Origin of the sequence: Gemmata palustris, from assembly GCF_017939745.1 — a bacterium.
GTDB lineage: Bacteria > Planctomycetota > Planctomycetia > Gemmatales > Gemmataceae > Gemmata > Gemmata palustris.
Genome location: NZ_JAGKQQ010000001.1, coordinates 1,572,558 through 1,597,595 on the forward strand (window position 1 = coordinate 1,572,558; position 25,038 = coordinate 1,597,595).

The window sequence follows — 25,038 nt, forward strand, 5'->3', positions numbered from 1 at the left end:
CGCGGTGAGACGAGTGGATAGTCTGGTCGGGACGTTATTCATCCGGGACAGTGAACGACCGTCTTGGAATGCCACCCCGGTAGAAATTCGGGCTCCAATGCATTGGGCGTTTATTGCGACTTCTTCCAGACACATGCACATGTCCGCGTTGCGGGACTGTCTTTTGTATCACTACGGGTGGGCTAGTAAACTCAACCGCGCCCACCAACCGCCCGTACTCCGTGAAATCTTCGGCAATCCCTTCCGCTCCGTGGCCCTCTCCCCGGACTGGCTCACCTCCACCGCGGTCGGACTCGCGTCCCAGATGTACGAGTCGCGAGACTTCGGCGCGATGCCGACTCTGGCCGACGCACTCCAAGACGCCGGGTGCGACATCGCCGATGTGCTGGATCACTGCCGCGGGCCGGGGCCGCACGTGCGCGGGTGCTGGGTCGTCGATCTCGTGCTCGCCAATGAATGAGGTGACGCAACAACAATCTCTCACAGAGCGATGAGCTAAATCGATCATGGGAACGGGGGCATACTCGTTTGGTTCGGCAGAGTACCATTGGCCCCAAGTGCCGCAACAAAGTGGGCTGAAGTGGGTCGATTGAGACTCGGCACACAGCCTCTCGTTTCGACCCGTGCGGTGCGTTGGTCCGGTTTTGGTGCCCACCTGTCGCGTGAGGCACCGAAAGATAACTTGATAGAGTAACGTCTCATTGAACTGTTGATTTGGCCGGCCAGGTGGGGTGGTGAGTGGGTCGAAGAACGGCCCGCACCGTCACTTCTGATGTTGCCCCTCACGTTTGTCTTGCAAGAGGTCTCCCACCCACTTCTTCTTCTGTTCCAACCATGTGGCCGCCTTCTGGCGCGCGGCCGCGCGATCGGCCGCGCGGCTAAAACCGATCGCCTCCCAACTTCGCAGCTCGCTCCCGAGTTGGTCTGCCCACGGAACCAGCTTTCGCGCACCCGTTTTCGTCCAGATGAACCCGAAATCCTCGGGCGTGCCCCCGCACCGGAGAATCATCGCGGCGAAGGCCACATCACCCAACTGAGTCGTGACGCCAGTTGTTTCCTTTGAGTCGGAACGAGTAATCAGCCGGTGTGCGTTATACAGGCGCCCGAAACACAGGTCGGTCTCACGCGAGTATAACGTCAGGAAGTAGGCATCATTTTCGTAGCCGTATTTCCCAACGGTCAAGAGCGCACTCGCAATCTTCCGTCGCTCCAATTCGCTAAACGGCCCCCTGCACGTTTCGAGAACCTTTCGAGACGCATTGAAGGTTTCTTTAATGTCGTGTCGAAGGGCGAACTCCAGTGCGGGGCGACAACTGTCGTCCGAAACGTGTTGTTCGGCCCAGGCGCCGAGCAGCCGACCCCACGCGGCCGCGCCCGGACCCGTAAAGTGTCGGACCAACTCGACCCGGTCCGGTCCGTGATCACCCCACGGCATGAATCTCAGCCCACATACCTCTTTGGACGGGCGGCTCGTGCGCGGAAACGTCCCCAGGTACATCCACCCGCAAATTGCCGCCGGTAGTAAGGGTTTCCCTGCGGAGGCAAGCCCGTTGAGTTCGTCGCAGCGGGTCCGGTACAGCTTCTCGGGGCCGGACAGGAGCTCGGGAGAGGCGTCGAGCGCAAGCCCTTTCTGGAGCACGTCCTCAACGTGCTCCAGTAGCTCCAGGTTCTTCGGTTCAGATGCCATGAGGTCGAACAGCTCGCGGCTCATCTTGTCATCGCCGACCCACCGCGCAAATCGCGGCCAGAACCTCGCTCCGTTTACGGGAATTGGCTGCTTTTTTCGTCGATCGAAGAACTGGCGGGCCTTGGCATGTGCTGCGTTCCGAAGATTATCATTGGAGAAGCCGAACAAAGTGCTCTCGTAATTCGCAACTTTTCGCTTCCGCCCATCAACGGCCCACGGGTTCGTTGCGTTCTCGAAACCAAACTCGAGCGGATCCCGATCACACAGCAAGAGGGCGAGGGCGACTGCGACGTCGCGATACTGGACCACTGTCGCACGTGACGGGAAAGTCCCTGGTATTGGTGTATCAAGCGCGAAACAGACCTCCCGATCGTCGAAAATCGCCTCGAAGAGGGGTAAATCTGCAGACGTGCCCGTTTCGGCAATCACCCCTAACGCGGCACATTTGGCATGCGCCGTTCCCGACGGGCTCAAGGCGTACTTTCGGGCAAACGGAAACAGGAACGACTCACCCTCGCTGCACCTGCGCGCGTAGGAAAAACCGTTTGCGAGGATCCTGGGATCGTTACGCAGCGGCAGCCACGCGGCGAGCAGCCTCATAAACACACGGTCGGTCCCCGGTACGGCGGCCTTCAATTCTGGCGGCTTTGGGTAGTCCGGCGTTACGCCGTAGCTAACCTGTTCCCCTCGACGCCCGTTTTCCAATCCCATACATTCCGAGATTTCAACATCGCCAACGGAAGCGAGTTCGGCGTCACGGCCAGGGTTCTTCGGACTCGCCAAGGTGGTGCCGGGGTAACTACCGAGCATTAAAAGGAACGCGGCCCCTTCGATACGATCCCAGGAGGGATAGGGCTGTCGGAGGTGTGGGGTCATGACCTGTCGCCCGATCTCAATGCACTCCTCACGGTACGCCTGGGCCGCGCTCTCCGGATTCGCTTCTACGCGGTCCAGTTGTTGGAGCCAGCGCCGGTTGCTGATGATCCGAGTGAAGATGTCGCGACTGGCCGGGGTGTCACCTGCGACGGCCTTGAACCGCCTCCAGACCGGGTGATCGGGCACCCGATCGGCCTTCGGATCGAAGCCCTTTACCAAAGCGTCGAGGGCGTCTTTGCGAACGGCGGCGAGCAGCGCCGCGCACCGGGCACGTACTTCCGGGTTCTCGGACCGCCATCCGGTCTTCAACGCGCTCTCCGCCTTCAGACCGAGCCCGCGCAGTTCCTTCTCGGCGCTCTCGCGCTCGGCGAAATCGCTGCTGCCGAGTCGCCTCACGAGCACGAAGGCCTCGTCTTCAACGGGGCGCGGGGCGGGCGCCGTATCACCCGCGGGCGCAGCACCCCCTCCCGTCATGGTCAGCCCGCCGGCCACGCACACCAGACACATCGACACCGTTAGCGCGGTAGTTCGGAGCCGATCGAATAACATCGCTTTGATCACCGCGGACGCCGCCGCGTTCGCCGTTCCACCAACCGCCCCGCGGACGGCTACCGCCGTCGCCTGGATCAGGGCTGCCGGGAGTCGGGTCGGCACCAGCGCCCCGGCCAGGGCCGCGGCCGCCGGGGCCAGCCCCCGGGCCGCCAACCGCTCGCCGAGTTTCCGCTTGGCCGCAGCGAGCCGGCTGGACAGCGTCCCGCTCTGAATGCCGAGTTCTGCCGCGGCCTGCTTGCGCGACAGCCCGCGCAACTCGCACAGCACGAGCGCGTCGCGGTGCGGCGCCGACAGCTTCGCGAGCTCCTCGTCAATGATCGCGGCCCGTTCGGTCACCGCGAGCGACAGGTCGGGCGCGGGGACCGGATCGATCCGCCCCCGACGACTCTTCCCCGCTCCCTTCACGTCGCGTTTCCGGCGCCGGTCGCGCGTGAGGCGCACCGCCCTCGCGGTCCTCACGGCCACGCCGTACAGCCATCCAGCCAGGTTGGTCCCGCGCACCGCACTCGGCCGGCGGGCCAGAACGAGGAACGTGGCCTGGAACGCGTCCTCGGCGTCGTTCGCGTCGGACAGCACCCGGGTACACGCCGCGAGGACCATCGGCCTGTGCCGACGTACCAGTTCGCTGAAAGCATCCTCTTTTCGAGACGTGACAAACGCCCGGAGCAACTGGATGTCGGGGGCCGGTGCAGAAGTCGCAAACCGCATCAGCGCAACGGCAGGACGGGACATGAACCGACCCTCGGGTATGACTGTTCGCACCAATAGTGCGCGCCGGTGGGTCGGCGCGTCGCGCCAATTCCCTCAGTGGCCTGGTTCAGGACCTTCGTGAGAAACGTTTACAGGTCGCGGGCGTCCTTGGCATCGAGTGCGGCCCGCGGGTACGCCCGGAGCGGGGCGACCACCCTGTCACGCGACTGTGTCAGATTCTCCGGTATGGGCGGCTACTTCCTAGGGCCTCGGCCGGGCAAGTCTTGCGGCCTGAGTTTGATATCGCCGAGAGTGAGCGTGTCACCGTGCTTCGCGATCGTAAGGCCGTTCAGCCCCCAATCTGTTGAGCGCTCCGGCTGAGGAACGGGCTGATAAAACTGCCACTCCTGCCTGAACACGAGTAAAAACGAGTGCCCCGGGAGCATTGTGTCAATTTGAAACTCGCCGTTGTTGCCGGTGGTCTGTGAGTTCAACTCACCGAGGTTCCAAGTCCCTCTGACCGGACCATCACTGCGGAGGAAGAATGCCTCTACCTTCAGTCCGGCGAGCGGGCGCCCGTTCTCGTCCACCGCGCGCCCGGTGATTCGCCCGCCGGGACCGAGTGTAACAATCGGAGACTTGTCACCCGTTTTAAGCACCAGAGCGCCGACCAGCTCGCGTCCCACGTGGCCGGCCACCAACAACCGATCCTTGCCCGGTTCCTGATTGAAAACGCTCACGGTGTCGGTGTCAGGGAACGAGAACAGGTAGCTGAGCCCCGGAAAGCTGTGTTCGGGGGCGGTTATCCCGGTCGCGATCACACCAGTTACCGGCTTGCCGTCCGTGTCCACCACCTTCACGAGCGTGCGCGGGGCCGGTTCGAGCTCCACGTTTACGGTCAATTCCCCGTCCGTGGGCTTCGCGTCGAGCACCAGGCACCAGCACCCCCACAAGTACGCAGCACCTCCACCGTAGATCTTGAACGACGGCCCGGCCGGCTCCTTGTTGAACCGGTTCGCGAAATTCGGGTCCGGCACGGGTGGCTTGAACTCGTATGCCTTGCCGTTCTGTGGCCCGGCCATCAGGATCACCGGGCCGGGGACGGTCACGAGTCGAAACCGCCCACTGCCCGGCTGGGTGAGCGTGCTGAATTGCGAAGCGCTGTGCAAGAACGGAGGGTACCGATCGACGAACGGATTGTCCGCCAGTATCCGCGTGACGAGCTCGGCCGCGAGCGGCTTACCAGTTGCCTTGTTCGTCACAGTGCCGGTCACGACGACCCCCTTTGCGCACTTGAGATCGATGGTAACCGGCTCGTACTTCGGGGTGTCCTCGGCGAACCCCTGACACGGGAGCAGCCCGGCGTCCGGGTCGGGTGGGATCTCGACCATGTAGCCCTTGTGCTTGCGGGCGCCGCGGATCTCGTACCGCCCGTCCGGACCCGTGACCGCCCGGTTCTCGTCCGGGTTCAGGTCGTTTTTGTTCGTGCGACTGAACCGCACCATGACCCCCACTCGGGGCTTGCCTGCGGGGTCCGTTACCCGCCCGCGGATGAGTTTTTCGGGTTCGAGGATGATGAGGGGAGCGGGGCCGTGCAGTGCCCACTTGCCCGCATAGGAGTCGTCCTTGCTCTCGCTGTTTCGAGCGACCTGGTTGAGCGCGGTCGGGTTGAACCCGATGCGGTTCAGGGTGACGAGTTCCTTGTCCGCAAACCCCGCGCCCCGGATACGCAACCCGACGAGTTGGTTGACCCCGGCGCCGGTGATCTCGAATCGCCCGTCCTTGTCGGTGGTCGCAGTGTACGGAGAGCGCTCGTCCGGGGAACCCCGGGTCCGATCGGCGTCCGGGAACCACAACGTGCGGTCCCCGCTCGGGGGGGCTCCGTGATACTCCCGAGCAGCCCACTCTTCCAGGCGTCGGTCCATCGCGGCCTCGGTGTCACAGGCCGAGAAGAAGTTGGCCACCACCGTCGCCCCGGCCACGGCGGTCCCCTCGTGGTCGAGAACCCGGCCCCGGATCGCCCGCTCCTTGGGTAGCTTCAACGTCCATTCCACGGCCGGGGACATCGATTCGGGAACGCTGCTGAGCCCGTGCGGTCGGAAGTCCATTCCGTGGCCCGGGGCCTTCGCCACGAACCGCCCGCCGGAGCCGTTTCGCTTGAACCGGACCGTGAGCGCGAACGTCCCGTCCGCACCGGCCCGTCCGAGCGGTTCCGGCGCCCCCGTGGACCATACCAGCGACAGCTCGGCGGGAACCGGTTTGCCGGTGGCATCGAGTACCTTACCGGTGATCGTTCGCAGTTCCTTCGTATCTTCCTTCGGTGCAGGTTCCAGAGTGGCTTTTTCAGCTCGCGGCGCGGGCGCTGCGGCCTTGGGTACCGGTTTCTCGTCCGCTTGGGGGGCGATGGAGGCGAAGCCGAATCCGAGCCCGACAGCGATGAGAAGAACCGTGATCGTGAGGGTAAACGGCTTGAGTAATCTGTTCACGGGAAGAACTCCGGCGGCAAGGGCGGTAACGCCCCGGGCAGATTGCCCGGCCGTAACTCGTGCCGCGAGGTCGATGAGTCGGGCCGATGGCACCTCCACGGCCCGTGAACTGTCAATGACGAGTGCGAGCCAACCGGTCGAAAGTACGATGCCCCGTCGCGCGAGCCGTTTCTCCAGTAGGGCGCGCCCGCGGTCCAAGTGGCCCCGCAGTGCGCCGGGCGAGGTACCCAACTGATCGGCCGCTTCGTCACGAGTCAGCCCCTGCACGCCGCACAGCAACAGGGGCAGCCGGTACTTGTCCGGCAGCGCGTTCAACTCCTGGTGCAGGATCTCAGTCGCCTCGCGCCAGGACAGGTCGGGCAATTCCGTGGTCGGCTGGGCGCGCCGAGCTGCTTCGGTTTCGCGGACGGTGCGCCGGTGCCGATCGGCGCGGCACCGGACCGCCACGCGGTGGGCGACGCCGAACAGCCAGCCCCGGAGCGGGACCGATAACGGGGCGGATCTCGTGGCGCGTTTGAAGAGCACCAGGAACGTGGCCTGGAACGCATCGTCGATGTCGGCCGGGTCCGTGAGCACCTGACGGAGGGCGGTGAGCACTGCCGGGCCATGCCGCTGCACGAGCACCCGGAACGCAGCTTCGTCACGGGTGCCAACGAACCGGGCGATCAGTTGGGCGTCGATCTCGTCTGTCAACTCGCCCGACTTCCGAACGATCTGGGTCAGCGCGTGCTGCGACACGATTGGCGCCTCGAAGGTAGGTGGCTCTCAGCATAATGCCGGGACGCGGGTTCCGGAGCGCGCGTTTTTATCCAGATCGTTTCAGCCTCGACACCGCGTTAAAGTGCCTCGTGACTGTGAATGGAAGCAAACAAGAAAAGACCCCTCGAAAGAAAGACGCGAAGATATCAGCCCCAGAAGGCAAATGCTCTGGGACCGCGTGATTTTGTACGGGCTGTACAAAACGGGTCGGGGTTCGGAGCGGATATCTCGTCTTCTTCCTCTCGGGGCCGTTTTCGGAACCGGCTCAGTGCGGACTTGGCACCGGCACACCGATCGGTCATGCTGAGACGGGAGGTGAGCGAAGATGGGAACTGAAAAACAACTCGGCGACGAACTGGCCACAGCCCTCTTCTGTTCCGGGAATGTGTCCCGGCGAAAGCAACTACTTTTCGGGTGTGGGTGGTGCCGGGCCGTGTGGCCTCTACTCGTTGACCCACGCAGTCGAGTTGTGATTGAGCGCGTCGAGCAGTACGCCGACGAACCGAACGAGAGCGCCGAGTATGAGGCGGCTTCGGATGCTTTCGCTGCGTACCTGGAGGTATCCAATTCGACGAGTTGTCTTGAGTCGATGCCCCCGGATCTCCAATCGCCCGAATGGTCTCAGTTGTCCGAACGTCATCAATCGCAATGTCTTGCTGCGGAAGTGGTCCGCTCTGTGGCCGAAGGCAGATGGGTCTTGAACGAATTTCCTGCATTCACAGAACGTACCGAAACCTGGGGCGCCGCGGACTTAGTCGGTGACATCTTCGGAAACCCGTTCCACCCTGTAGCCTTCTCCCCCTCGTGGCACAACTCCACCGTTCTCTCGCTCGCATCGCAGATGTACGAGTCTCGGGACTTCAGCGCGATGCCCATACTCGCAGATGCGCTCCAGGACGCCGGGTGCGACAGCGCCGACGTGCTCGATCACTGCCGCGGTCCGGGGCCACACGTGCGCGGGTGCTGGGTCGTCGATCGGGTGCTGGGCAAGGAATAGCGGCTGTACCGATCGCTCTAAAACGCGAAACGACACGGGCCAGGGATCACTCTCTGGCCCGTGGTATTCCCGTGGTATCTACTTCCCGACCTGGGGCACGAAACGCTCACGGCAACGCCGGGCTAAGGCATGCCTGCTCAATAGTTGGACCACGATCCGCGGGTTGTTCCAGCAGCTGTTGAGCAGGTACGCCTTAGCCCGACAGCGGTGCTGGAACAGCGGTCCCCGCGACGAGTGGAGTGGCACGTGCTCGGCTGACGCAACATCAGCCTGTCGCAGAGCGACGAACTAAACTGACCACGCGAACAGGGCATTATACTTGTCCCGACGGGTGCAACCGGTCTACCCTCTGACCTGCGGCGTGAGTGGCCGTGCTTGCCGCCCCGAACTACCAAGGCTGTTTTGAACGAGTTCGTTTCTCACTTCTTCGCTTCGATCCTCTGAATCGCTTCCTGTGCGGCGAGGGCGAGATCGAAGTCAGGGCCGTCGAGCAGCTCGCGCAACTTTGGGAGCGCGGCTTTCGCGTCCGGGCCGATCGCGCCGAGCAGTTCAATGAATTCCGTCTGCACGCCCCAAGACGGCGGCTTGTTTAGGTAGCTCACCAGATCGGGGAGCGCGGCCTTCGCTGCCGATGTGTTCCGCTTTAACACCCGCATCACGTGTTCGTATCCGTCTTCGTAACCGTTATCGGTAACCCTCAGCTCGATGCGGTGCCGCGAGATGGTGCCACGAACGACGACGGGCACCAACTCCGGGCAGTCCGTCACGATGCGGCCGAACACGAACGGCACGTCCCAAAAGGCGCAACTCGGGCGCTCGTGGATCGCACGCGCGAACGTAGCCCAGTACGCAGCGGAATCGGCTTCGATCTTCGAGAGCGCGCAAGCCGCGAGCAACCGCAACTTCGGGTCCGGGTCGATGAGCAACTCTTTGAGGTCCGGCACCGCGTCCTTCGCGCCCGGCCCGATGTCTGCGAGGCACAGCAGGTACCACTGTTTCTCCCCGTCTTCGGCTTTGGCTAATTGCTTGCGAATCGTGGGCACGGCGACCTTCGCCGCCGGTCCGATCGCGCCGAGCGCGCCAAGGATATACTTTGGGTCGCGTCGGTCCGCGTCCGGCTTGTTGGGATCGGGCGCGCGCGTAAGAGACGTCAACAGGAGCGGAACCGCGCCCTTCGCCGGTGGACCGATCCGCCAAACCAGATCGACGCCGCCCCTGTGCTCGAGCCTCTTGAGCACTGCGGGAATGGCCGGTGCGATTTCCTTCGCGAACGGGCTGGTGCGCTCGAGCCATTTGCGGTCACCGAAATCGATGATCCATTGGGCCAGCGCCGCGCACACGTCGGGGTCGGACGAATCGATGGAGTCGATCGCCAGCGCAGCGTTCCAGCGGACGTCCGGATCGCGCAGAAGTGGGAACAGGTGCTTGAGGTGCGGGCGCGCGAGGTGCCGCAACCGACGGAGTTCGAGAATCGCTTCAAACCGGACCTTTCGGTCGTCGCTCTTCAAGAACGGTACGAGCAGTTCAACGTCTTTGGGGTCCAAGCTGATCCGGATCGCGGATCTCACCGCATCTAAAGGCGTCATTTCGGGATGCTCCGTTCGACCCGCGGCCAGTTCGCGCAGTGCGGGGAGCAGCGCTTCGGTGCCGGGGCCACGAAACTCCTTGAGCGCTCGCACCGCGAACTCGCGCAGCTTCGTATCGTCCGACTTCAGGTGTTCCAGCAGCTTCGGACCTGCCGCGGGGCGGCAAAAAATGGCGAGCCCCGCGGCGTTGCTCTCGTCAAATTTATCCAGATACTTCAGGAACTTCTGGTCGTCGAGGAGCGGCAGCGCGGCCTTCACGGCCTCCGGCGGTATGGGACGACAGCCTTGGTTGATAGCCGCGAGCGCTCGGAGGCGAACACCGTTATCCTTATCTGTTAGGAACGGAATCAGTTGCGGTGCGATCGGGCGGAGATCGGCTTTTGCCCAGCAGTGGGCTCCGCTCTCCGACACGAAAACCCCGAAGGCGTGTTTGCACAGCAAGTTGAAGTGCTCATTGCGGATTCGTTCGTCTTTATTTGTAAGCAGATCCGCCAAAGCCTTTTGGCCGTCCGGACCGAGTTCTAGCAGGCTCAGCACGAGCCGACTATTGCTGTGCCGGCTCAGGTATCGCACGATTGCCGGGACGAGCGGAGCGGCGTCCGCATCGAACGGCTCCCACACGGACCACGCGTGCTCCGACCCAAAACCGGAGAGGAACCGTCCGTGGTCGTCGGCGTCGTCGAGCGCTTTAATGATCGCCGGGAACAGATCTTTCTGAACCGCCGAGAGCGCCTTCGGGCCAATGGCCGTGAGCGCTTGCGCCGCGGCCTTGCGTAACGGTAACTGATAGATCCAATACGACCCGATTGGTGCCAACGGATTCCCTTTGGGAACTGTCGCCTTCGGATCGAGGACGGTTTTTATCAGCGTGGGAACCGCGACTTCAGCCTTCGGGCCGATGGCCGCGAGTGCTTCGAGCGCGTTCAAGCACACCCACTGGTTCTCGCCCTCACCCAACCGCTTGATGAGCGCCGGTACTGCATCAGAGGCGTCTGGCCCGATAGTCTTTAGAGCCGCAGTGGCGCGCCCACGAATCTCGACGTCATGATGCGCAAGCAAGTCGATGAGTGTGGGAACCGCTTTTGGTCCGATTCGTGCGAGCGCGTCCCAACTCGCTTTGAGCAGGAAGTCCGCCGCGGACTCTTCCCGGGACCACTTGGCCTCGCTCGGGAATAAGATCGGAACCGGGGTCGGTGTGTCGCAGATCACTTCTACCAGCGCCGGAACCGCGATTTCAGCCTTCGGGCCGAGATCGCCGAGCGCTTCTGCGGCGATGACCCGCTCGCCGGGCTTGCCGTTCTTCAGCGTCTTCACCAGATCAAGAACCCTCTCCGGAACTGGAGCCGCCGAAACTGGAAACTCGCATAGCAGGAGTAGGAGTAGAACGCTGAACCGCTTCATGTGGCGTGCTCTCGCGACGTGAACCTTCCCGTTATTACCTGACGGCGACCGCAAGTACACCTAACGAGATTCGCGCCGGATTGTCGGCTCGTGGGCGTGTGTTCTCGCATCATGCGGCGGCTCGCTTCCCGTTAAAATCTATTCCGAATCCCTACACGCTCTGCGCGGCGCACTCTTGGTCGCACGGACACCTCCCCGGACCTCAATTTCACTGTGTGATACAAGAACGTCGCCAGAAAGAAGTTCCGCGACGTTGTGAGTACCCAACTCCCGATACCTGATGGAGAGTTCAGATTTCTTTCGACCGGCCTTGAACATGGACTTTCTATGCTACCGGCGCGTTAATCCCGGCGAGTTTGTCGTGCCAGTCCAGCACCCAGGGCGGGCGCACTATCGAAGTGTTGAACCCATAGGGGTTTACGGAAATTGAAAGGCTAAAATTGAGGCTATTTTCGACTCTTGTTTTCCGCAACCCTTTGTTTATCAACCATTTAGATAGTGCGCCCGCCCTGGTCCAGCACCTGCTTATATGCCGGGTCGTCAGTCAACTTCGGTAGCGGGGGCGGTAGGAGGACCGAGGGCTTTTCGACACTTCCGAACCACAGCATAAGGCCTCCCGGGTGAAGGGGCGGGCGTATTCAAAACCGCCCCGAGAGAAGTAGAAAGATGCGAAAGATATCAGCCCCGAACGTTGGAGATCTGTGAGACGCCCGATTTGTACAGGCCGTACAAAATTAACTAGACTTTGGTAACAGCCGGATCGCTCCAAACCGGTCCAACATCGTGAGCGGTTTCACGTTGGTCACATCCTTGCGGACTACATCCGAGTCTTTGGCCCTCGCGATCCGATGGCGGTCCACCGAACGGTGGCTTTGTGCGCCGTCGAAACGTCTCGGGCTCCGACCAGAAGCGAAATGTCTTTCCGGAACTGCACGAGACTCTGCTCCGGGTTACTCCGCTATAGTTTGGTTGTGAACTTCGTCATCCAGTTTGAATAGTTCGCGGAGGATCGCTCGCTCCTCCTGGAGCAGATCTAACAGTACCCTTTCGTCCTTCGTGCGAAGGTAGCGCACGCCGACCCCAAACAGGCGCGCCGACAGTGACAGGTCCGGGTGCGCCTTCGCGGCTTCTTGCCACATTTCCACCCATGCACCGAGCGCGTCGGCGTGAGCACGAGCGTAGGCCGATTGGGTCAGGCTCTGCACGAGCGAATAGCCAACTTGAGTGAGGGGCTTGGGGCGGGTGTCTCCGTCGGGGCGCCGCGCTTGCTCCGCCGCCGCGACTTCCGCCAGTCGGCGAACGCGATGCAACCACACGCGGCGGTCGGCCGCCCCGCTAAAGATGGCAACGATGACATTTGGCAGGTGCCAGGCTCGAGCATCGTTGTCATTTGAAAGCGGAAGGTCGAACTTTTCGGCGAGCACCCGCTCGGCTGCGTCCCAATCACCTGCAACGATGTGTGCTTCAGCCAATCCCTCTCGTGCGTTACCCAACTTCCCGTTCAACTCGACCGCACGGCGGAGGTCGTCCAGAGCTTCTCGGACCTGACCAAGACCAAGTTTGGCCCGCCCACGATTGTACAAAGGGTAAGCTCCCTCGAATTTCAACTCGATCGCACGATCGCAAGCCTCAATTGCTTCTCGATATCGTTCGAGCGAGTTCAGCGCAAAAGCCTTATTGTTCCAGTATTGGCCCTTTGGCTCGAGTTCGGTAGCCCGGTCGAAGGCTTCCACAGCTTCTTCGTACCGGTCAAAACTCGCAAGCATGTACCCTTTTATACCCCAAGCGACACTCTCTGTCGGTTGACTTTGGATTGCTCGGTTGATTGCTCGGAGCGACTCACCTCGGCAGTTAAGTAAACTGAGCGCCACCGATAGAGCCATCCACTCATTTGACTCTTCAGGTTCCAGCTCACAGGCGCGTCTAAACGCGCCCAATGCCTCCGCTCTCCTCTGGATGCTGAGGAGTTTGAACCCGCCGGTCATACACAATTTTGCCACGGTCGTGGTGCTGACAATTTCTTCCACAATTCGCACGAGGTGTTGCGGATCCTTACCTTCTTCTACCCCATTGAGATCATGGAAAAGAGCTTGGTCGACAGGCCCCCAGCCTTTTTGGTCGAAACCTTTCAAAACGGCGTCGATGTATCGCCCTAACTCGCCATCCCGCTCGAATTGTTCGCAGAGTGAAGTGAACTGTTCCCGGTCGTACCAGATGCGGAGGAAATCGACGATCAGCTTGATCGGTTCGCGCCGTGGGTCTTTCACTTCGATACACAGCCGCATTAGCGGTTCGGCGAGTTCGTACCGAGACTCCCGGCCGACGGTCGCGCCCGTTACATAACCCTTCTCCTTCAACCCCTTCAATTGTGACCCCGCCGTTTGCTCCGATAAGTAGAGCTCTGCGGCGATTTCCTTCACGGCCACCGTTCGCGATTGTCGGCACAAGAACTCGACAATTTCGCGCTGCTGATCAGGCAGCCATCGGAGTCGCTCCTGGTAGTACGGGGTCAGTTCGTCCAGCAGTTCTTCAAACGCGGCTACCAAGTTATCCAACTGCTCCTGCGTCGCGAACTCCGAGAGGATGATGAACACCCGGTGCCCGCCGCCGGCGACGTGGCGAATGGCGCGCACGCGCGCGCGGCCGGTCGGCGTTTGGAGGAATGCCAACAGCTCTGTGTTCGCGCTCTGCGTCGCGATCTTCTGGAGTAACAATAGAGCCTCGTCAGCCGTGAGTGGGCTAAGGTGCTCGATCTGGAAGAAATTGAAGAACGGGCGGTCGCGCTCGGACACGTCCTCGGTGAGTTGTTGCGAAGTCGCCAGGGTGGCCGCGACCGAATGCTCTTGGAGGAACGCCCGCCATCGTTTCTGCCCCTCGCTCTTCAGCCCTCGCATCACGTCATCGAGGTTCTCAACGACAACTAAGAGGGTGTGGCCGTTCAGCCCCTTCAGGAGATGCTCTGTCAACGCGCGGGACCGGTGCTCGTCGCTCGCGCCCTCCAACTCCTCGCGCGGCGGAGGGGGGAACTCGTTGCCGTACCGGGCGTTCAGCGCCCGGAGAATGCGAAGTAGGAACTTCCAGAACGACGGCGTGGTTTCGTCTTCGGGGAGCCAAGCGATGCGAAGCCGCTCCCCGACCTGTGGGTCGTTTTGGAGGCGGGCGACGAGCAGCGCCACGAGGTGGCTTTTACCGCACCCGCGCGGGCCGATAGCGAGTAAGTGGTGTTTGACTTCTGTCAGGGCGCTGTCGCGCAGGCGCCCGAACCAAATCTCCGCCAGTTTGTGCCGCTGGACGAAGATCGCTTCGAGAATTTTCGGGTCGGTGCGGTTCGGACTGAACCGCGAGACGAACGCGCGCCCGGCCATCAGTTGATCCCCCGCTCGATCTTCCACCACCGCTGAAGCAAGGTGTGGCGGAACGTGTACCGGCCCTTCGTGTCGCGGCTTAGGTAGTGGTCGATAGACAGTAGCCGGATTAGGTCGCGCACACGCTCGTCGTCGCTCGCGCCGGCGCTCTTGCCCACATTGAGCAACTCCGCCAGCGCGAGCGGGGCTGTTGCTGCAGCGGCGTGGTCGAGCAGGGCGAGCGCCACTTTATCCTGCTTCGGGTAGTATCCGTCGATGCGGTCCCGGAAGTGTCGGAAGTTGCACGGGTCGTGCTCTTGTGTGAGGAGTTGCTGCACCATGCCAGCGGCCGACGCGGTGGTGACCGCCGCGCCGCGGAGCCGCAGGTCGGCAACGACCTTGTGGATGTAGTATGGGAACCCGCCGGTTTCGGTCGCGATGTGTGCGGGCACTTCCGGGGCGAATTGGAGCCCCTCGCCGGTCAACAGTCGGCCGGCGAGGTCGGCCGCGACGGCCGGTTCGAGCGGAGGTACTTCGACGAGTTGCATGTCGTTCACGGGTTGATTCCGGTACCCGCCCGCGCGCAGAACGCCGAGAACGTGGTGCAATCCGATTGAGCCACACAGCACCATACGGAACCCGGCGCCGGTAGTCGGGGACTGGCGGAGCGAACGGAGTACGTCTAGTACTTCCATCGCCGTCTGCTCCCCGTCTCGCTTCGGGTCGGCAATGGCTGAAAGCATCCAAGGCATTTCGTCGAAGAAGAACACGACGCGCTTCTGTGTGGCCGCTTGTTGCTCGACGAGATCTTCGACGGCACTAGCGAGGAGCTTCTTCCAGTAACCGTCCGGTCGGGCTTTCTTGTCGGGGAACTTGATCGGGCCGACGTGTGTACCGCCGAGGAGCCCGAGCATGCCGAGGAAGCGTTTGCCTTGCTTCTTCCAACCGGTGAGCCGCTCGTGAACCTTTTCGCACACGCGCTCAGCGAACTCGTCAGCGGAGTGGACGTTTTCGACATCCATGAACACCGCTTCCCAGCCGTTTGCCGGTTGCGATTCCATCTTGCGCAGAATGCTAGTTTTGCCGATGCGCCGCTCTGCTTCGAGTCGCAGACTGTTTGTTTCGAGCGCTCGCCACAACTCGGTAATGAGCAAGTCGCGACCGAAGATTTCATTGAGCGGAACACTGCCACCAGGAACAGCTTTCACGTACCGTCTCCGGGCTGGTTTCGATTTACGATATATTTATTGTGTATTTAAATCGACTTAAGTCAATGGAAAATTACGTTTCTGGTGGCGAGTAGAGGTCCAGCTAAGGAGCGAATACGTGGGTGGGTTCTACACCACTCCAAAGACCATTACGGAAGTTATGCGAAGCTCTGCGTTTAAATGTTGAACCTTCGCACGCGAATCGGATACACTTAAGTGCTAAAAATGTGTTAGTTAGGAGCTTTTTTGGGGCTGCTGGCTGCGATTGGGAATCTGGGTGCCGCGGGTTCAAATCGTGTCAGTCGCCGCAGTAAGCCGAAGCCGAATTCCATGCCACCCTTTAAATTTCTCCAGACACGTGTAATGCCTTCTGCCAATTATCTTTCTTGCATATGGGCTTGAATTGGTTCTTCGAAATGCGTTGCTCGACAAAATCCTCACTAATGCGGAGGGCATCCCGATACAGTTCTGCGGCCAAGGATCGGTTCCAGAGGTTTCGGTAGCACCCGCAACCGAGGAGCCGAAACTGTTGATCGCTCAACTGTTGCGAAGCAAATGAATCATTGTTCCCGGGTTGGTCGCCGCTAGCCATTCCGCTTTGGTCATCGGTCGCCCCTTGGAACCGCTCCCAGCATGACCAATCGCGGCACCGGTGCCAAATGCGCGCCGAGCCGCTTCCGAAGACGACCCCGAAGAGGAAGTTGACGAAATATCCGCCCCGGACCCCGCCCCATTTTTGTACGGTCCGTACAAAATCAACTGGGCTTCGGTAACAGGCGGATCTGGCCAAGCCGGTCCAAAGTTGTCATCGGTTTCACGTTGGTCACGTCCTTGCGGACCGCGTCCGAGACTTTGGCCCTCGCGACCCGATGGCGGTCCACGGGCGTCAGGCCGATTTGTGCCCCCAGTCGCGCGGCCACGGTTTCGCGGTCGCACATGAGCCGGTACCACCGGGAGTATTGGACCCCATCGCCCGACTCGCCACATTTCGGTTTTTTAAAGAACCCCTCCTTGTTCACGTGCTCCCGGGCTTCGAGGTAGTCGCCCATCGCCCGGCAGTACATCGCGAACAACTCGCGTTCTGCGAGGGTGACCATCCCCTGTCCTGTCACGAGAGGGTACAGGTCGTTCCACACCCGCACGGCGTCGGGCCGCATTCCGGGCGGCGGATCGGCCGGGAGCAGCGGGTGTGAAATCGGGTCGTTCGGCAGTTGGCCGTGCCGGTTCGCGCGGTACGTCCCCCGCGCGAGGTGCTCAGATGGGGGAATGCGATTGTTGCCGCCTCGCATGGCCGATCCTTTCACTGCTAAAATTGGTTGGGGCGAAGCAAAAATCACGTTAGCCGTTGGCAAAAAATCTGCGGAGCAGCTGTGACGGTCTACAGGGTTGAGGGCCTTTCTCGAAAACCCCCTACCCGGTGCCTCACCCCGGGCAATCTGCCGATGGGGTAGGGATTGCCCGGGTCGGTTCTGGGGGCTGATATCTGGTTTTCCTGTCTTCCTTCTCTCCTGGATGCCTTGAAAAAATTAATACACTGGTGCAAAGTTTTGCCTCGTATTAGTTCCCATTGGGCAGCCCTAAGTACACGTATTCGCTCGCTCGGTCTGTCATCCTGCCGCCGGGGAGCGGCTTCCCGCGTTCGTCCTTTTTGCACGGCCGGCCGATCCAAACTCGTCGAACCACACCTCGTTCTGTCAGTTGTCGCATCCAGTTCTGAATCGTCTGGTGAGGCTTCCCGAGCAGCATTCCCGCGGACACGCTCCCGAGAAAGAACCTGGTGTCCGGTTGTCCGTCGCACAGGCAATGGATCAGTTTGGCCAACAGTTGCAGTTGCTTCCGGTTGTTTCCGCGGATCGCGTCCAGCCCGATCGGGTCGGGCATCAGTGGGCACCGCCTCCAGGCAGTGACCAATCCGGCATGGGGCGTGCGCCTCAGCTTGCGCGGTCCGCGAGGTGCGGAACCGCTCATGCCTCAGCGCCCTCCGCTGGTCGTTTTTTCCGCCTTCGGCGCAAGGCCGTAAGCGGTGGAACGAACACACCCGACGCCTTATCCCAGACGTTGCGAATCACCTTTTCACTTGGGACTGGTCCCGGTTGCCCCGCAAGGTCGATGAGTGCGTGAATCCCTCTGAGGGGCAGGAACGAGGCACTCGGTTCATGCACCTCACCGTTCTCGAACTTGCCCGGTTTGTGATCGACAAGGCCACAGGCAGTCAGAATGGCTTGGAGCTTTCGACCGAAATCGTCGCCTCTTCCGAGAGCTTGAGTGAGTAAGCGCGCAGTGTTTGTGACCGCAGATTTCTCGGCGGCAAAAGGATGAGGAGGCGGTTCGATTGGTTCAACAAGCGGTTTCGGTCGTTGATCGAGTATTGCCCCGGATTTCGCCCCCGACTTCGGAGCACAGGTCTTTGAATGCTTTGCCGTGCGCAGTTTCCCGTCCCGGCCCCGCGTCTTGTCCAACTTCGGAATCTCCGAAGTTCCTTCTAAGCGCTCCCGAACGTCGCCTACCGTCTTGTCGCTCACCCCCAAATCGGCGGCGATGGCGTTGTTCGCCTTCTCCGGGTCCGTTCGTAGCACATCTTCGATTCTCTGCCGCTTCTCCTCCGCGCTCAAGTGCCGACGGTGGACGTTCAGTGAGCGAACGAAAGCAAGTATTTCATCCTCTTTAAGATCGACGACCTCGTAGCTCGGCTCGACACACGCGATGCGACACGCTAACTCGCGGTTGCGCCCATCTAGGATGCGCCCGTCTGGGAGCCTCTTGATCGATTCACGCAGTCCGTTCGAGCCGATGTCTTCGGCGAGTTCTAGGAGTTCGCCGTCGAGCAGCCAGGGGTAACGATCGGCTTCAGGATGGGCGCAGCTTATTACGTAGATCTCCTCCCGGTAATCGTGCTCGCGCGTTGGGGCATCGCTCAAGTCGGGAATCTGGTTCGGGTCGAACATCACTCCACCCCCGGTTTGTAGAGGTAGAGAGTTGTTGAGATCGAGACCGAGTAGCCCAGGCGACCAAACTCGCAGTAGAGATTCTCAAGCGGGATTAGTGCATCCAGCTTGAAATTAATACTTCCACCTTGCGGAGTCGGCCCCATGTCATCTATGAGGTGTAGTGTATTTTCCTGCTTAAGTATTTCGGCTACATCTCCTGGGAAACTGTTGACGTAGTCAGTATTAATATCTATCATCGATATTGCCTCAGTTTGATTCGGGCCGCGGGTGCTGGTAACGCCCGCGGCCCACTTTCAATTTTGTACAGCCCGTACAAAATCGCTCTTCACGCTCCTCTATGAATCAATTCCGCTTCGGCCCGCTCGCTTGCCTTGTTGCGTTGAGCCAGGGATCGAGGGGCCAGCGTTTCCCCGGGTTTCGCGTTGATCGCGACCAAGAACTCATCAATGGCGGCGAGCGATGTAAAGAGCCGTCCGCCGATGAACTCGACGGCGAGCGTAAACCTCTTTCCGTCCCGCACTAGGCCCGCATCGGCCCAGCGCCGGATGGTGGCCGGGTGATTGTTTGTCGTCTTTTCATGTTTGCGAGAAGCCTTGGCGAGGGGGAGTAGCTTATTTCTGTCACTCATGGCGCGATCTCGTATATGTGCTATGCACCGTGAATATGTAGCGCGTTCGCCGCGGATCTTTATACAGATGCAGTCGGCGATTTGCGGGATCTACCCGGTTAATACTGGGTGGCAATACCAGTCGGCCGATATAATATTTTTTCTCTATTTCCTGAACACTTGTGATGTTGTCCAGACTTTTCAAGCGTTTTCTATGCTCACGCCCGGGGTCTGAACTGAATGGCATGAATCAAAAATAATTTCCAGAAAAAATCCTTCGGTCCCTTGACGATCGTTATTTGGAGCATCTCTTCCGTTCGGGCCATGTTCGTGTAGGACACCAAAAAGGAGCACGCCCCGGAAGAGTTCCGGAGCGTGCAATGAGGGTTCGGCGGTGAGTCAGGGTCACCCGATTTCTGAAGCGACCTTGAGTGCGAGTGCGAGGTTCCGTTCGCTGTAGACCTGCGTGACGTCGGCCCGCGAGTGCCCGAGTAAGACCTGTGCGGCTTCCAGCCCGTGGACCCGGCGCACCTTGGTCGCGAACGTGTGCCGGAGTTGGTTCGGGTGCCAGTTCTCGACACCGGCTTTGAGCGCGGCTTTCCGAATGCGGTGCCCGTACACCTTGTTCGTGAACTCGGCTCCCGGGACGCGGGTCGGTTTCACCTTCCGGCGGTTCACCTGTGACGGGGGAACCTTCGACCTGCGCTTCTTTCGAGCGGTGCGGAACCGTTCCTCGCGCGCGTCCCGCGGGCTGAAGAGGGGCGCCAGTGGATCGACTACGCACCCGGCCACGAGAACGATCGGCCGGGGCAGGTCGCGGAGCAGTGCGGCGTCCCGCTCGCGCCCGGCCTCTTGGTACGCATCGGCCGCAACGAGGCGCGTGGTATAGTCGGAGATGTCGAACCCGTCCGGCGGGGCGCCGTGGCGGAGCAGGAACGCGACCAGTGCGGCCCGGGCCTTCGGGCCGATCGGAATGACCCGCTCGCGATCATGGTGCGCGGTCTTGTGCTGCTCGGGGCGGTACAACCACACGTCAGGCGTGCGGTCGATCTCCCCGAACCGGAGCGCACACACCTCCCCCGGCCGCATCCCGGTCAAGCGCTGCAACTCGATCATCGTTCGCAGGTGCGTGTCGAGAAAGGGCAGGGTCGCGTCCACGGTCGCGGTTTCGACGGGTCCGACCGGTTCGCTCTCCCGGGCCGTGCTCCGCCCGCGCCGCAACCCCGTGAGCGTGCGTAGGGCGTCGTACACGGTCACGGGCACGAGTTCTTCACTCGCGGCCCAACGGAACGCGCGCCGCACCCGCTCCATGCGACGGTTGATGAGCGTGCGGCACAGCCCGGCGTCGATCATCTGCTGGCGCACCGCAGTAAGTGCTTTCGGGCCGAACTCTTTGGCCGGGGTGTGTCCGTACAACTCGCGGACCGGGCGGGCCGAAAGTTTTAATTCCACGATCTCGTGCGTGGGCCGTCCGTCGGGGGTGCGGTAGTACGTTTCGGCCCACGTCAGGAACGCGAGCAGGACTTCGTTGACCGTAGGGGCTGTAGCGATTGGGACGGACGTGCTGGCTGCCGGCGCATCGGGCGTCTGACCGGCCCGGAGTTCGGCGAGAATGCGGGCGTATTCGGCGTGGCTCTCGGGGGAGTCGTGCTTACCCAAGTACACCGTGCGGCGGGTGCCACGGGTGGTGAACCGGACGTAAGCCTGACCGGTGGGCTTGTGAAAAGAATAATTGGGAACGGATTTTTTCTTCGGCGGCATGGGCTCACCAGGATTCGGCGTAATGCTACGCCACAACCTGACTGCTCCGGCCGCACCCCCGAACACCGAGGGGTAAGCTTAACTGCTTCGGCGGAAAAGACTTAGGACCAGCTCCCCGACCTGGATTCGAACCAGGAACCTAGCGGTTAACAGCCGCTCGCTCTACCGTTGAGCTATCGGGGATCAATTACTAACGTAAAATATAAGCTGCAGAGGGGAGCACGACAAGAGGTGATGGGTGGTACCTTTAGATTTCGAGGTCACGTCGCGGTTTGCGTAGGTGCTTGCGGTAATTCGGTTGTGGCATAGGACGTCCTGAAGTCGTCATCGACGTAACTTTAAGGCAGGGCGAGCCGTGACCACCCCACGATTTACGCCTGAGGAGCTCCACAACCTTACTGCTCAATGGGCCAAATTGTTTCCAAGCGAGCATTCGGCGGCGACGGGCAGGGTCTTGATGTCGACGTCCGCACCTTCGAGCAAATCGCCGCCGGCGCCGCGCAAGGGCCGACCCAAGGGGCACTCCAACCGCGAGCCCACAAACTCACCCACGAGCAACCCTGTCCCCGCTGCGGTCGGTTCTGTCCACAGGGCCGTTCCGTTATTCACGCTGGGGGACGCCGATAAGCTTCTGGGCGTCCTCGGGGTGCATCTGAAGCCACTCAAGAGCCCAGGGTCAACGCATCTATTCTCGGCGTGCCCTGGTGTGACACAATCCGTTCTTGAGGAACAGAGCCCCGTCCAGGAGAATGAGGGCATCCGCGCTCGGCATTTGGGAGGGCCATGATGCGCCCCACGTATTCGTTTTCCGAGGTCGTGGTCGAAGCGATTGCGCGTGATCGGTACGAGCACCCGGACCGCGTTCAGGGCGCATGGCGGTCCTCTGGCTCAAGAGCAAGGGCGAGACCCACGGGCGCATCGCCGCACTCGCCAACGTGTCGCGGTCCACGGTCCAGCGAACCCTGCGGATCTACGCGGCCGAGGGCCTCGATGGCATCCGGTCGTTCGGGTGGAAGGGCCAACCCCGTGCCCTGACGCCGCACGCCGCGACGATCGAAGACGCATTTCGTCAGCACCCGCCGCACACGGCTCATGAGGCCGCGCGGCGGATCGAGGAGCTGACGGGTGTTGTTCGACGAAACGTGTCGCGGGTGCGCAAATTCCTCAAGGACGACCTGGGGATGAAATGCTTGAAGGTGGCACCGCTCCCGGTCCCGCCTAAGTGACTGTCCCATATGCCTCGAAATCGCCGTATTTTCGAGTTGTCACCCACGATTTCTCAGGCTTTTTCGCACATATGGGACAGTCACTAAGAAGACGGTCGAGGAACACGCCCCGCGCAGGCGGACTTTTTAAAAGGCGGACCTGGAACCGAAGTTGGCGGAGGCGCGGGCGGTAAGTGACTGTCCCATAAGGGGTTGTCACGCGGCTTTGTGATATTGGAATTCGGGGTCGGCATATTTGGGTTCGAGTCGGTTGAGCATGAGGTGGATCATGGCCAGTTTGATGAACGCCTCCGCTGACATCACGCTTTCCTCCCGGTCCTTGGTGAGCCGCCGGCACGTGCCCAGCCACGCGAACGTGCGCTCCACGGTCCACCGGATCGGCAGCTTCACCCACCCCTTCGACCCCTCCGGGCGGCACGATGACCAGATCCCACCGGGCGTTGTCCTCGACCCACGCGTAGAGGGCGAAGTTGTGGTACTTGCTGTCCGCGTACATCCGCACCACCTTGCCGACCGGCTGTCCCTCCAAGCGGGGAACAGTTCCTGCGCGGCTTGGGCATCGTCCACGCTCGCGGCGGTCACCAGCACGGCCAGCAGCAACCCCAAGGAATCCACGACGATGTGGCGCTTCCGCCCGTCGACGTTCTTGGCGTTGTCGGCCCCGCTGCTCGCCGCCGGAGGTCGTGTCCACCGACTGGCTATCGACGCTCTCGCCGTGGTGCGCGGCGCGGCTTCTCCTGGGTGCGGACCTTCTTGCGGAGCAGGTCGTGTATGGTGTCGAGGGTACCGTTGTGACGCCACTCGTCGAAGTACCGCCAGACCGTGGACTTGGGCGGGAAGTCCTTGGGCAAGTAGCGCCACTGGCACCCGGTGCAAGATGTAGAACACGGCATCGACGACATCCCGCAGGTCGGTCGTGCGGGGCCGACCGCCCGGATAGACCGGGATGTGAGGCTCGATTAACCTCCACTGCTCGTCGCTTACATCGCTCGGGTAGGATTGGGTTCTCATGAACCATTTTACCCACCCCAACTGCCCCTTATGGGACAGTCACTCAGTGACTGTCCCATATGTGCGAAAAAGCCTGAGAAATCGTGGGTGACAACTCGAAAATACGGCGATTTCGAGGCATATGGGACAGTCACTAAGCGGGCGGTGTACTTCGTGGATGCGTCGCACTTCGTATTGGCGTCGTTCCTGGGTTGGGTGTGGTGCTTCGTGCGGTTGCACGTGCGCGGCCAGTGGTCGGCAGCGGTACAACGTGCGGGGCGCGCTGAACGCGGTCACGCACGAACGGGTGACGGAGATCAACACCACGTACATTACCGCCCGTCGGTGCGCGTTGCTTCACACGATCGCGCGGGCGGGCTCGGTGCCCGTCACGTTGGTGCTGGACAACGCCCGGTATCAGCGGTGCGTGTTGGTGCAGGACGCGGCCAAGCAGCTGGGGATCGAGCTGCTGTTCCTGCCGTCGTACTCGCCGAACCTGAACTTGATCGAGCGCTGTGGAAGTTCGTGAAGAAGGACGTGCTCAACAGTCGGCACCATCAGGACTTCGAGAGGTTCCAGAGTGCCATCGACGGGTGCCTCGCGGATCTGCCGACCAAACATCGAGAGAAGCTCGCGACCCTGTTAGCCCACAACTTCCAGACCTGGAACAATGTGTCACTCCTGGGCGCGTAAAGCATAAGTGCCCCGATCCGGGGAACGCGTTGGCCCCGTCCCTGGCGAGGGCCTTCTTCCAGGTGTGCAACAGGTTCTCGCCGACACCCAACCGGCGGGCCGCCTCGGGGACCGACAGCTTCTGCTCGGTCACCATCTTCACGGCGAACAGCTTGAACTCGGCGGTGCATGTCTTCCGCTTACCTGCCATCGGTGTATCTCCTGGTGATCCGAGTTTACACCGCTTTCCCGCTGTCTACCATTCGTGGGGAACTTCAGAGCGCCCCGGCGCCGGATATGAACAAATGATCAGTTAACACGCCGGTAGTCGAGAACCGGTTCGCGGTGCCGGGCCTGAATCTCCATCAGGTCGTCCCGTTGGCACCCGGGGGCAATGGAACCTGTGCAGATGGAGCAATGCGACGTGGAACTGATAACAGGCGCCGGGGTCCATCAGATCCACGAACGGATATCAATCTCCCGCCCTCCAAACCATTGGCCAGTGAATATGGTTGTACTCGAACCCCGACAACGGAACGGGAAATGGCCAGTTACACCCCGACGGCCTCGTAAGCCAACAACGCAAGTTACCACACAAACCGTGGCGTGACCGCCAATAATTGCAAGAAGCGCGGGCGCGGAGTTGACGCTTATCCGTTGCGGCTTTATAAATAAACTTCACATTCAAACACTTGGGGCAGTTAGCTCAGTTGGTAGAGCGAGCGACTGAAAATCGCTAGGTCCCCGGTTCAACCCCGGGACTGCCCACTTAACACAACCCCTGGAAATTCCAGGGGTTGTGTCATTTCCACCCACTCTCAATTCCGCCCCCACTAAGCCAAAATCCCCCACTATTCCCCCACTAACCGGGAACACGGGGGCACGAATCGGAACACGGGTGAACCTTTTGCGACCGCCTGAATTGCAGATCGGTTCGCTTGTGTAACAATCGCCAAACTGTTAAAATCGTGGTGGGAGTGGTGAACGTATCACCCTCTCGTTTCTGGAGATACGCGATGGATGAGCCACTTCGAGTCGGTGATCAGGTTCGTGCCACGGGCACGGACTTGATCGGTGTGGTTGCCGAGGTTTTCCCAACACCTTTAGGCACAGTCGGACACGGGTTCACGTACACGGTTCACTGGAACGGTGACCCAAAGCAGTGCCAGCGCGGAGTCGATCGCGGTGAACTCGACTTGTTGATTTCCGCTCCGGTCGAGTAAACGGGCGATCTGTTCAGAACCCTAG

Annotated in this window: 17 protein-coding genes, 2 tRNA genes and 3 pseudogenes; 6 read left to right on the forward strand and 16 right to left on the reverse strand. The window is 61.2% G+C overall.

The features are described from left to right. The first annotated feature begins 139 nt into the window (after positions 1 to 139). A complete protein-coding gene (locus tag J8F10_RS06280; RefSeq protein WP_246522961.1) occupies positions 140 to 460 on the forward strand; it encodes a hypothetical protein in 321 nt (106 codons plus the stop codon). A gap of 303 nt (positions 461 to 763) precedes the next feature. On the opposite strand, the gene J8F10_RS06285 is transcribed toward J8F10_RS06280, so the two are convergent. Beyond that, entirely contained in the window at positions 764 to 3,847 is a 3,084-nt protein-coding gene (locus tag J8F10_RS06285) for an RNA polymerase sigma factor (protein ID WP_210652998.1), read from the reverse strand. A 212-nt stretch (positions 3,848 to 4,059) separates the two neighbouring features. After that, positions 4,060 to 7,029, reverse strand: coding sequence for a sigma-70 family RNA polymerase sigma factor (locus tag J8F10_RS06290; protein WP_210652999.1), 2,970 nt, complete (start codon positions 7,027 to 7,029; stop codon positions 4,060 to 4,062). 889 nt (positions 7,030 to 7,918) lie between these two features. On the opposite strand from J8F10_RS06290, the gene J8F10_RS39740 reads away from it, so the two are divergent. After that, positions 7,919 to 8,047, forward strand: coding sequence for a hypothetical protein (locus tag J8F10_RS39740; RefSeq protein ID WP_261363047.1), 129 nt, complete (start codon positions 7,919 to 7,921; stop codon positions 8,045 to 8,047). Positions 8,048 to 8,466: 419 nt separating this feature from the next. Here J8F10_RS39740 and J8F10_RS06300 read toward each other — a convergent pair whose 3' ends face one another. From J8F10_RS06300 to J8F10_RS06345, 10 genes are all read right to left on the reverse strand, one after another. After that, positions 8,467 to 10,947 (reverse strand): HEAT repeat domain-containing protein, encoded by a 2,481-nt coding sequence (locus tag J8F10_RS06300; protein ID WP_210653001.1) that lies wholly within the window; start codon positions 10,945 to 10,947, stop codon positions 8,467 to 8,469. A gap of 1,037 nt (positions 10,948 to 11,984) precedes the next feature. After that, positions 11,985 to 14,399, reverse strand: coding sequence for a tetratricopeptide repeat protein (locus J8F10_RS06305; protein ID WP_210653002.1), 2,415 nt, complete (start codon positions 14,397 to 14,399; stop codon positions 11,985 to 11,987). Beyond that, positions 14,399 to 15,586, reverse strand: coding sequence for an AAA family ATPase (locus tag J8F10_RS06310; protein WP_210653003.1), 1,188 nt, complete (start codon positions 15,584 to 15,586; stop codon positions 14,399 to 14,401). The genes J8F10_RS06305 and J8F10_RS06310 overlap by 1 nt, the downstream gene beginning before the upstream one ends. Before the next feature lie 755 nt (positions 15,587 to 16,341). Next, entirely contained in the window at positions 16,342 to 16,875 is a 534-nt protein-coding gene (locus J8F10_RS06315; protein WP_210653004.1) for a P27 family phage terminase small subunit, read from the reverse strand. A gap of 268 nt (positions 16,876 to 17,143) precedes the next feature. Next, entirely contained in the window at positions 17,144 to 17,467 is a 324-nt protein-coding gene (locus J8F10_RS06320) for a hypothetical protein (RefSeq protein ID WP_210653005.1), read from the reverse strand. 83 nt (positions 17,468 to 17,550) lie between these two features. After that, positions 17,551 to 18,531 (reverse strand): hypothetical protein, encoded by a 981-nt coding sequence (locus J8F10_RS06325; protein ID WP_210653006.1) that lies wholly within the window; start codon positions 18,529 to 18,531, stop codon positions 17,551 to 17,553. Continuing rightward, positions 18,531 to 18,770, reverse strand: a complete 240-nt coding sequence (locus J8F10_RS06330) for a hypothetical protein (protein WP_210653007.1) — start codon at positions 18,768 to 18,770, stop codon at positions 18,531 to 18,533. The genes J8F10_RS06325 and J8F10_RS06330 overlap by 1 nt, the downstream gene beginning before the upstream one ends. An 89-nt stretch (positions 18,771 to 18,859) precedes the next feature. After that, entirely contained in the window at positions 18,860 to 19,162 is a 303-nt protein-coding gene (locus tag J8F10_RS06335) for a DUF1580 domain-containing protein (RefSeq protein WP_210653008.1), read from the reverse strand. A 384-nt stretch (positions 19,163 to 19,546) separates the two neighbouring features. Beyond that, positions 19,547 to 20,902: a tyrosine-type recombinase/integrase gene (locus J8F10_RS06340; RefSeq protein WP_210653009.1), complete on the reverse strand. Its 1,356-nt coding sequence runs from the start codon at positions 20,900 to 20,902 to the stop codon at positions 19,547 to 19,549. A 111-nt stretch (positions 20,903 to 21,013) separates the two neighbouring features. After that, a tRNA-Asn gene (locus J8F10_RS06345) sits at positions 21,014 to 21,085 on the reverse strand. 689 nt (positions 21,086 to 21,774) lie between these two features. Here J8F10_RS06345 and J8F10_RS06350 point away from each other — a divergent pair. Further along, positions 21,775 to 22,128, forward strand: a complete 354-nt coding sequence (locus J8F10_RS06350) for a helix-turn-helix domain-containing protein (protein ID WP_210653010.1) — start codon at positions 21,775 to 21,777, stop codon at positions 22,126 to 22,128. Between the two features lie 195 nt (positions 22,129 to 22,323). Here the strand turns inward: J8F10_RS06350 and J8F10_RS38495 are convergent, their stop codons facing one another. The 3 genes and pseudogenes from J8F10_RS38495 to J8F10_RS40655 all read right to left on the reverse strand — a co-directional run bounded on the left by J8F10_RS38495 (position 22,324) and on the right by J8F10_RS40655 (position 23,139). After that, positions 22,324 to 22,518 carry a transposase gene (locus J8F10_RS38495; protein ID WP_246522963.1) on the reverse strand — a complete coding sequence of 65 codons (195 nt, stop codon included), beginning with the start codon at positions 22,516 to 22,518 and terminating at the stop codon, positions 22,324 to 22,326. Between the two features lie 159 nt (positions 22,519 to 22,677). After that, positions 22,678 to 22,929, reverse strand: a pseudogene (locus tag J8F10_RS40650) (transposase); the annotation flags it as partial. After that, a pseudogene (locus tag J8F10_RS40655) lies at positions 22,827 to 23,139 on the reverse strand (transposase). The pseudogenes J8F10_RS40655 and J8F10_RS40650, both read right to left, overlap by 103 nt. 157 nt (positions 23,140 to 23,296) lie before the next feature. Between J8F10_RS40655 and J8F10_RS06360 the strand changes: the two are divergent. Together J8F10_RS06360 and J8F10_RS38505 are read left to right on the forward strand one after the other, a co-directional pair. Further along, complete coding sequence (locus J8F10_RS06360; protein WP_210653011.1) at positions 23,297 to 23,647, forward strand: transposase; 351 nt, start codon at positions 23,297 to 23,299, stop codon at positions 23,645 to 23,647. Then, on the forward strand, positions 23,644 to 23,811 hold the full coding sequence (locus J8F10_RS38505) for a hypothetical protein (protein WP_246522967.1): 168 nt from the start codon (positions 23,644 to 23,646) through the stop codon (positions 23,809 to 23,811). The genes J8F10_RS06360 and J8F10_RS38505 overlap by 4 nt, the downstream gene beginning before the upstream one ends. A gap of 7 nt (positions 23,812 to 23,818) precedes the next feature. On the opposite strand, the pseudogene J8F10_RS40660 reads toward J8F10_RS38505, so the two are convergent. After that, positions 23,819 to 24,001 (reverse strand): annotated as a pseudogene (locus J8F10_RS40660) (transposase); the annotation flags it as partial. Positions 24,002 to 24,485: 484 nt separating this feature from the next. Between J8F10_RS40660 and J8F10_RS06370 the strand changes: the two are divergent. Next, positions 24,486 to 24,558, forward strand: a tRNA-Phe gene (locus J8F10_RS06370). Positions 24,559 to 25,038: the final 480 nt, after the last annotated feature.

What these genes read in the sequence shown, in the direction of transcription:
- J8F10_RS06335 (WP_210653008.1), bottom strand. Translation starts at nt 19,162, where the DNA reads ATGAGTGACAGAAATAAGCTACTCCCCCTCGCCAAGGCTTCTCGCAAA.
- J8F10_RS39740 (WP_261363047.1), top strand. Translation starts at nt 7,919, where the DNA reads ATGCCCATACTCGCAGATGCGCTCCAGGACGCCGGGTGCGACAGCGCC.
- J8F10_RS06280 (WP_246522961.1), top strand. Translation starts at nt 140, where the DNA reads ATGTCCGCGTTGCGGGACTGTCTTTTGTATCACTACGGGTGGGCTAGT.
- J8F10_RS06305 (WP_210653002.1), bottom strand. Translation starts at nt 14,399, where the DNA reads ATGGCCGGGCGCGCGTTCGTCTCGCGGTTCAGTCCGAACCGCACCGAC.
- J8F10_RS06320 (WP_210653005.1), bottom strand. Translation starts at nt 17,467, where the DNA reads ATGCCCGACCCGATCGGGCTGGACGCGATCCGCGGAAACAACCGGAAG.
- J8F10_RS06340 (WP_210653009.1), bottom strand. Translation starts at nt 20,902, where the DNA reads ATGCCGCCGAAGAAAAAATCCGTTCCCAATTATTCTTTTCACAAGCCC.
- J8F10_RS06350 (WP_210653010.1), top strand. Translation starts at nt 21,775, where the DNA reads ATGGCGGTCCTCTGGCTCAAGAGCAAGGGCGAGACCCACGGGCGCATC.
- J8F10_RS06325 (WP_210653006.1), bottom strand. Translation starts at nt 18,531, where the DNA reads ATGTTCGACCCGAACCAGATTCCCGACTTGAGCGATGCCCCAACGCGC.
- J8F10_RS06285 (WP_210652998.1), bottom strand. Translation starts at nt 3,847, where the DNA reads ATGTCCCGTCCTGCCGTTGCGCTGATGCGGTTTGCGACTTCTGCACCG.
- J8F10_RS06315 (WP_210653004.1), bottom strand. Translation starts at nt 16,875, where the DNA reads ATGCGAGGCGGCAACAATCGCATTCCCCCATCTGAGCACCTCGCGCGG.
- J8F10_RS06360 (WP_210653011.1), top strand. Translation starts at nt 23,297, where the DNA reads ATGCGTCGCACTTCGTATTGGCGTCGTTCCTGGGTTGGGTGTGGTGCT.
- J8F10_RS06330 (WP_210653007.1), bottom strand. Translation starts at nt 18,770, where the DNA reads ATGATAGATATTAATACTGACTACGTCAACAGTTTCCCAGGAGATGTA.